The 7,318-nt window shown below is 61.8% G+C and carries 8 protein-coding genes; 6 read left to right on the top strand and 2 right to left on the bottom strand.

Annotated features, from left to right (window positions below; translation table 11 throughout):
• Positions 1 to 862 (bottom strand): ABC transporter ATP-binding protein (locus tag H0V34_14465; GenBank protein MBA2492832.1); only part of this gene is annotated, 862 nt, incomplete at its 3' end.
• 191 nt (positions 863 to 1,053) lie between these two features.
• Between H0V34_14465 and H0V34_14460 the strand changes: the two genes are divergently transcribed.
• Genes H0V34_14460 through H0V34_14450 form a run of 3 tightly spaced genes read left to right on the top strand, consistent with a single transcriptional unit; the run spans position 1,054 to position 2,915 of the window.
• On the top strand, positions 1,054 to 2,091 hold the full coding sequence (locus tag H0V34_14460) for an aldo/keto reductase (GenBank protein MBA2492831.1): 1,038 nt from the start codon (positions 1,054 to 1,056) through the stop codon (positions 2,089 to 2,091).
• Positions 2,092 to 2,130: 39 nt separating this feature from the next.
• Entirely contained in the window at positions 2,131 to 2,613 is a 483-nt protein-coding gene (ispF, locus tag H0V34_14455; protein MBA2492830.1) for a 2-C-methyl-D-erythritol 2,4-cyclodiphosphate synthase, read from the top strand.
• Between the two features lie 56 nt (positions 2,614 to 2,669).
• Complete coding sequence (locus H0V34_14450; protein MBA2492829.1) at positions 2,670 to 2,915, top strand: DUF2945 domain-containing protein; 246 nt, start codon at positions 2,670 to 2,672, stop codon at positions 2,913 to 2,915.
• Positions 2,916 to 2,972: 57 nt separating this feature from the next.
• Here H0V34_14450 and H0V34_14445 read toward each other — a convergent pair whose 3' ends face one another.
• Entirely contained in the window at positions 2,973 to 3,458 is a 486-nt protein-coding gene (locus tag H0V34_14445; GenBank protein ID MBA2492828.1) for a C40 family peptidase, read from the bottom strand.
• Between the two features lie 471 nt (positions 3,459 to 3,929).
• Between H0V34_14445 and mrcB the strand changes: the two genes are divergently transcribed.
• The 3 genes from mrcB to H0V34_14430 all read left to right on the top strand — a co-directional run.
• A complete protein-coding gene (gene mrcB, locus H0V34_14440; protein ID MBA2492827.1) occupies positions 3,930 to 6,311 on the top strand; it encodes a penicillin-binding protein 1B in 2,382 nt (793 codons plus the stop codon).
• Entirely contained in the window at positions 6,311 to 6,784 is a 474-nt protein-coding gene (locus H0V34_14435) for a tetratricopeptide repeat protein (protein MBA2492826.1), read from the top strand. The genes mrcB and H0V34_14435 overlap by 1 nt, the downstream gene beginning before the upstream one ends.
• 219 nt (positions 6,785 to 7,003) lie before the next feature.
• Positions 7,004 to 7,318 (top strand): DEAD/DEAH box helicase (locus tag H0V34_14430; protein ID MBA2492825.1); only part of this gene is annotated, 315 nt, incomplete at its 3' end.

Genomic DNA, 7,318 nt, shown 5'->3' with positions numbered 1-7,318 from the left:
ACTGGCCTAAGGTGATGCGCCCGGCGATCGCCGCCAGCGCGATCCAGGCGTAGGCGCCATACAAGGTCGCGGTCGCAATCAGCCCTAAAAAAAATCCCCAGGTGTCGCGGCGAATAGTGAGGTCGCGGTCTTCACCGTATAGCGTATGGAAAATGCGCCGATATCGATCGAGCAGAAGCGGGCCCAGTCCGAACAGCTTCACCTCCTTGGCGTGATCCTCGCGCGCCAGCAGCGTTTCCAGATACAGCTGCATGCGTGTTTCGGGCGAACGCCACAGAAACAGGCGGAAGGCGTCGCCGGAAAACTTGGCCTCGGCGATGAACGCGGGCAATCCGGCTAGCACCAGCACGAGTACCGCCCACGGCGAGAACTGCACCAGTAGCGCGGCGTAGCTTGCGAGCGAGACTGCGTTCTGGGCTACTCCGAAGGTGCGGATAACCAGCGACAGCGGCCGGCTGGAGGCTTCGCGGCGCGCGCGCGTGAGCTTGTCGTAGAACTCCGAATCCTCGAACTGCTCCAGCGACAGGGTCAGCGCCTTCTTCAGGATCATCACATTGACGCGCTGACCGAGTTGCGCGCGCAGCAACGACTCACACAGCGAGATGCCGCGTTGCGCGCCCGCGATCACTGCCACGATCAGGCCTTCGACGCCGACCAGCATCAGTGCATGCCAGGTTGCGTCGGGGCGGTCCGCGGGCGCAGTCTGAGCGGCGGCGATGACCGCATCGACGATTAGTGCGCCGACATAGGCGACCGCCGCGGGCGCGGCGCCGGCAAGTACAGTCAAGAGCCCCAGTGCGATGCTGAGCGAACGGCTCGTCGTCCAGACGAGATTGATCGCGCGGTGACTGTATAAAAGTATGCCGGCGAATCCCCGCGTGATGTCGGGGCTGGATTCGGGGTGTGTACGTGCTCTGCGACGTAATCTGGGCATGTTCGAAAGCTGAAATCGTGGGCGCGAGTGTGTAGTCTGCAAACATTGTGCGCAATGTGGGAAGGCCGATCGCCAAGCGCGCCAGAGTATTTGTGAGCCTGGAATAAGGAGCAACGATTATGGAGTACAGACTGCTCGGTGGTTCCGGGTTGAAGGTTCCCGCGTTAAGTTTCGGCGCCGCCACGTTTGGCGGTAGCAACGAATTTTTCAAGGCCTGGGGCAGCAGCGACGTGAAAGAGGCGCGCCGTCTGGTCGATTTGTGTCTGGATGCGGGTGTCAACCTGTTCGACAGCGCGGATATTTATTCCGATGGCCTGTCGGAGGAGATTCTCGGTAAGGCCATCGCCAAACGTCGCGAGCACGTGCTCATTTCTACCAAGGGGACGTTTGCAATGGGTGAGGGGCCCAATGACGTCGGGTCGTCGCGGCATCATCTCATGCGCGCCGTTGATGCGAGTCTGCGCCGGTTAAAAACGGATTACATCGACATCTACACCATGCACGGATTCGACGCGCTGACGCCAATCGAGGAAACCCTGCGCACCCTGGATGATCTCGTGCAAAGCGGCAAGGTCCGCTATGTGGGCTGCTCGAACTTCTCCGGTTGGCATCTGATGAAATCTCTCGCGGTCGCCGAGAAACACGGCTGGCCGCGCTACGTCGCACACCAGGCGTATTATTCACTGGTGGGACGCGAATACGAATGGGAGCTCATGCCGCTCGCGCTGGACCAGCAGGTATCGACTGTAGTCTGGAGTCCGCTGGGCTGGGGTCGCCTCACCGGCAAGATTCGTCGTGGTCAGCCGCTGCCCGACAACAGCCGGATGCACAAGACGGCCGAGAAAGGGCCGCCTGTTGCCGAGGACTTGCTTTACAACGTTGTGGATGTTCTGGATGCGCTGGCCGAGGAAACTAGCAAGACAGTGCCGCAGATCGCGCTCAACTGGCTGCTGCAACGGCCCACCGTGGCGAGCGTGATTGTCGGCGCGCGCGACGAAACCCAGCTGCGGCAGAATCTGGATGCGGTCGGGTGGAATCTGACTGCGGAGCAGGTCGCGAGGCTGGATGCGGTGAGCGAGACCACGCCTTGTTATCCCTATTGGCATCAGCGCCAGTTCGTGGACCGCAATCCGTTACCTGTCGGCGGCCAAAGCTAATGCTCGCGTTCGCGCTGATGAAATCGCGGAGCGCCTAACATGCCTTTCAGAATCGGCCACGGTTTCGACGTGCACGCCTTCGGACCGGGCGATCGGGTGATTATCGGCGGCGTGCGCATTCCGTATTCGAAAGGCGTCGTCGCACACTCCGACGGTGACGTGCTGATCCACGCGCTGTGCGACGCGCTGCTGGGCGCCGCCGCACTGGGCGACATCGGTCAGCATTTTCCTGATGCCAGCGAAGACTGGCGCGGCGCGGACAGCCGCGAACTGTTGCGGCACGTGGCGACGTTGCTGACGAACGCCGCTTATCGCGTGGAGAATGCCGATTGCACCGTCATCGCCCAGGCGCCCAAGATCGCGCCGCATCTTGCCGCGATGAGGGTCGCGCTGAGCGAAGACCTTGGCATCGACATCGGCCAAATAAGCATCAAGGCGACCACCAACGAAAAAATGGGGCACATCGGCAGGGGCGAAGGGCTCGCGGCGCATGCCGTGGCACTAATTCAGCGCGGCGCGTAATTTGCGGCGGTCTAATTCAAATGTCCGCGGCGTCTCACGCGCAACTGGAGATCAGCATGACGAGTACCTTTAGCATCGGCGATCACGTCGAGTGGAACACGCCGCAAGGCAAGACGCGCGGCAAGATCGAGAAGAAACTCACGCGGCGCACGCAGATCGAAGGACACGAGGTTGCGGCGAGCCCGGACGATCCGCAATACCTCGTGCGCAGCGAGAAAACCGGCAAACGCGCCGTCCATAAGCCTGCTGCGCTGAAGAAAGGGAAGGACCAGGGACCTGTAACAGCCGAAATAATGAAGTAACGGTGGTTGCCTACCGGATCGTCTGTTAGAGCCATTCGCCAGGCGCACACGCGCCAGTCAGTTCAGAAAACTCCCCGCGCGCGACAGGGCATCGTTCCAGTAAGGGCTGTGCAAGGTCGATATGCTCACGTCGCGGCCAGTGCGCGGCGCGTGAATAAAGCGCCCGTTGCCGACATAGATACCGACGTGACTGTAGCGGTCAGTGGTATCGAAAAACAACAGGTCGCCGGGTCTCAGACTATCGATCGACACCGGCTGACTGGCCTCGACCTGCAGGGCTGCGGTGCGTGGCACCTCCACGCCGATCTGGTAAAAACTGTACTGCACCAGCCCGCTGCAATCGAAGCCATCGGGTGTGACGCCGCCCCACACATAAGGCGTGCCCATCATGTTGCGGGCTTGGTCAATCAGTTCGATACGCATCCTTGCAGGCCCATCCGCGCGTGGCGAAGCGTTCGCGCCGACGACCGTAGCCAGACCGAGCAACACGACAAGCGCGCTGCGGCCCAGCGACGGCGGAAAGCCGTAACCGGATTGTTTCATGACGTATCCTCAAATTTTTCTTCATTACGGGGGATACCGGCGCCTGCACGCAGCGCTTAGGTGACGTCAGCTGGATTAAGTGGCAGGGATTTACGATTTTCACGCAAAGTCGGGTCCAATTTCGATGGCGCCTCCGTAACCAGATACGATGCGCACTCGACCGACTTTAACAACGATGATCACGAACGCGGTAACACCAAAATGACAAAACCCGGGCCGATGACAATCGGGGATGCCAGGCCGCGCGTACAGGGACTCGACGTCGCGCGGCCTGCGCCAGGACCGCTTCCACGGCCACTGCGTATGCATTATCGGAATCACACTTGCCTGTTGCAATAGGCAATTGCGCGCAATGTTGAACGCGGCCAAGCGCGCCGCTTGCTCGTCTCACGCTTGTTAAAAATATGAAGTCGTTTCCCCATCCGGTTGAATTACAATAGATCGCCTGTAAACCGGTATCGATTCATAAGGATGGCTAAACGCCCTCGCGCAAAATCCACGCGCCGGCCCACCGGCCGCCGTACGCCAAAACGCAAACCGGCACGCGCGCGTCGCGGAGTCAGGTTCTCGGCGCTGCGCCGCGGTGTCATTGCCGGTGCCTGGGTGATGGCCCTGATTGGCGCGGTGGTCGTCATGGGTTACACCGCGTATCTCGATCACCAGGTGCGCGAGCGCTTCGAGGGTGCGCGCTGGGAGTTGCCGGCCCGGGTGTTCGCGCGGCCGCTGGAAATTTACCAAGGCAAGGCGCTCAGCGCGGACGCGCTGATTGAGGAACTGCGGCTTCTGCACTATCAGTCCACCGTGGATCTCATCGCCACCGGCGCCTATCGCGCGCAGGGCGAAACGGTAACCTTGCACTCGCGTGGCTTTCCGTTCTGGGATGCGATTGAGCCGACCCGCTTACTGCGCGTGGAATTTCTCGGCAATAGTGTGGCCGGCGTGTTCGCCGCGGGGAAAAATACGCCGCTCGATCTGGTGCGCCTGGAGCCGGTGCCGATCGCCAACATCTATCCCACGCATCTGGAAGATCGTCTGGTGGCGCGTCTCGAAGATGTGCCGCCGCTTTTGCCTACAACTCTGATTGCGGTCGAGGATCGGGATTTTTACGACCATCACGGGCTGGACTTCGGCGCAATCGCGCGCGCGATGCTCGCCAATATCATGGCAGGCCGGGTAGTGCAGGGCGGCAGCACCCTGACTCAGCAGCTGGTCAAGAACCTGTTTCTCACCAGCGAGCGCAGCCTGGTGCGCAAGCTCAACGAAGCCATAATGGCCGGCTTGCTGGAGTGGCACTACGGCAAGGACGAGATTCTGGAGGCGTACATCAACGAGGTGTACCTGGGCCAGGACGGCGCGCGTGCGATCCACGGCTTCGCACTCGCCAGTCAGTTCTATTTCGAACGCCGCCTGAGCGAGTTGCGTCCCGACCAGCTCGCGCTGCTGGTCGCGCTGGTGAAGGGACCGTCGTATTATCAGCCGCGCCAGAATCCGGAGCGCGCAAAGGATAGGCGCGACCTTGTACTGGCCGAGGTGCGCGATGCGGGTGTGCTGAGCGCGGCCGCCGCGACCGAAGCACAGAACCGTCCGCTGGACGTGACGGCCAGGGCGCCTTCGGGAGTCACGCCATTCCCCGCGTTCGTGGAACTGATGCGCCGTCAGCTTAAGGATCAGTATCCCGAGCAGGCGCTACGCACCAAAGGGCTGGTGATTTTCACCACCATGGACCCGCTGGTGCAGATCGCCGCGGAACAGGCGGTGACTTCGAAGCTCGCCGAACTGGAAGCACAACGCGGTCTGCCGGCCAGCAGTCTGCAGGCGGCGGCTGTCGTCACCGCCGCTGAGACCGGCGAGGTGCTGGCGGTGGTCGGCGGACGCGATCCGCGCGCGCAGGGTTACAACCGCGCACTGGATGCGCGCCGGCCCATCGGCTCGCTGGTCAAGCCGGTGATATATGTGACCGCTCTGGCGCGCCCGCGCGAGTATTCGCTCGCGAGTATGCTGGACGACCGCCCGCTGTCGGTGCGGCTGGACGACAAGCAGACCTGGTCGCCGCGCAATTACGACGACAAGTATCACGGCCAGGTGACCCTGCGTGACGCGCTGGTCGGTTCGTATAACGTCTCCACCGCGCGGCTGGGTCTGGCGGTGGGCATCGATAACGTGATAGACACCTTGCAGCGCCTCGGTTTTACGCACAGTCTGTCGCCGTACCCATCGCTGCTGCTCGGCGCGCTGGAGATGACGCCTCTGGAGGTGAGTCAGGTGTATCAAACCCTCGCCGCAGGCGGTTATCGCGCGCCGCTGAACACCATCCGCGAGGTCATGAGCGGTTATGGCGAACGCCTCTCGCGCTATCCCCTCAACATCGCGCAGGGGGCTGACCCGGCCGCCGTGTACCTGCTAAATGCGGCGCTTTACGAGGTCACACGCCAGGGCACCGCGCGCGCCCTGCAATGGCTGTTGCCCGCCGAGTTAAAGGTCGCCGGCAAGACGGGCAGCACCAACGAGTTGCGCGACAGCTGGTTTGCGGGATTCTCGGGCGAGCATCTCGCGGTCACCTGGATCGGCCGCGACGACAATCAATCCACGGGATTGACCGGCGCGGTCGGCGCGCTGCCAGTCTGGGCGGATATCATGGGTAACATCCAGACGCGTCCGCTGAACCTGAACACGCCGCCCGGTACGGAGTGGCTGATGATCGACCCCAGAGGCGGCCTGCTGGCCGATGAGTATTGCGAAGGCGCGCAATGGATGCCCTTCGTCGAAGGCTCCGCGCCAACCGGGTACGCGCCGTGCGCGCAAATCAGCCCGGTCGAGCGTACCACGCGCTGGTTTCAGGGTCTGTTCAACTGATGCGCAACTTGCACGCCATACAACGCTGCCTGATGGCGTTTGCAATCACGTTTATCTTGCACGCCTGCGGAGTCGCGCCGCCTGTGCAGCAACCGTTCCCCGAACCACCGCCACCACCACCCGCGCAGGACATCTCGCGCGAAGTAGAACCTTCGGCGTCGCCCGTTGTGGCATTGATGGAAAAAGCGCAAATCGCGAAGCAGGCCGGCCGTTTCGAGGACGCCGCCGCCACCCTGGAGCGCGCGTTGCGCATCGATCCCTACGATCCCTTGGCCTGGCAGATGCTGGCGAGGGTACGCCTCGCGCAGGGCCACGGAAGCCAGGCCGAAGCGATGGCCGCCAGATCAAATAGCCTGATGTACGACGATGAAGCGTTGCAGCGCGAGAACTGGCGCATCATCGCGCAGGCCCGGCGTATGCGCGGTGATGAACGGGGCGCGCGCGAGGCGGAACGGCAGGCCGGCATTTATTGATTATCGCGTAAATGGTTAACAGGTTGGCTAGCTTGTCATTGTGAGGTCCCTTCACTTGGTCAAGGGTAAACTCCGGCCGAAGAATCTCCTGTTACCGAGGGAAGGTCAGATGCTTCAATTCGAGATGCTTCACTTCGTTCAGCATGAAAGCTTCCTTGTTAATTACTTATGCAAGACCCCATAGCCGCACCCCAGCATCTGGTCGCCAGGAAAAACGTAATGTCCACAAGCCGCGAGGTGCTGGAAGAGGGCGGACCGATGCATCGGCATCTGCCGGATTTCCGGCCGCGTACGCAACAGCAGGCGATGGCTCAAGCCGTCGAGCGTGCGCTCAAAAGTAACAGCACCCTCGTTATCGAAGCCGGCACGGGCGTCGGCAAGACCTTTGCGTATCTGGTGCCGGCGCTGCTTTCCGGCGGCAAAGTCATCATCTCCACCGGCACCCGGCATTTGCAGGATCAGCTTTATCACAAAGATCTGCCGGTGGTGCGCGCGGCGCTTGGCGTTTCAGTCAAGACCGCACTGCTGAAAGGC

This window comes from Gammaproteobacteria bacterium (assembly GCA_013696315.1).
Classification (GTDB): Bacteria; Pseudomonadota; Gammaproteobacteria; order JACCYU01; family JACCYU01; genus JACCYU01.
This window is presented reverse-complemented; position numbering and strand designations above follow the sequence as displayed.

Bases quoted from the DNA above. Each gene is read 5' to 3' on its own strand.
- H0V34_14460 (MBA2492831.1), top strand. From the start codon at position 1,054: ATGGAGTACAGACTGCTCGGTGGTTCCGGGTTGAAGGTTCCCGCGTTA.
- ispF (MBA2492830.1), top strand. From the start codon at position 2,131: ATGCCTTTCAGAATCGGCCACGGTTTCGACGTGCACGCCTTCGGACCG.
- H0V34_14450 (MBA2492829.1), top strand. From the start codon at position 2,670: ATGACGAGTACCTTTAGCATCGGCGATCACGTCGAGTGGAACACGCCG.
- H0V34_14445 (MBA2492828.1), bottom strand. From the start codon at position 3,458: ATGAAACAATCCGGTTACGGCTTTCCGCCGTCGCTGGGCCGCAGCGCG.
- mrcB (MBA2492827.1), top strand. From the start codon at position 3,930: ATGGCTAAACGCCCTCGCGCAAAATCCACGCGCCGGCCCACCGGCCGC.
- H0V34_14435 (MBA2492826.1), top strand. From the start codon at position 6,311: ATGCGCAACTTGCACGCCATACAACGCTGCCTGATGGCGTTTGCAATC.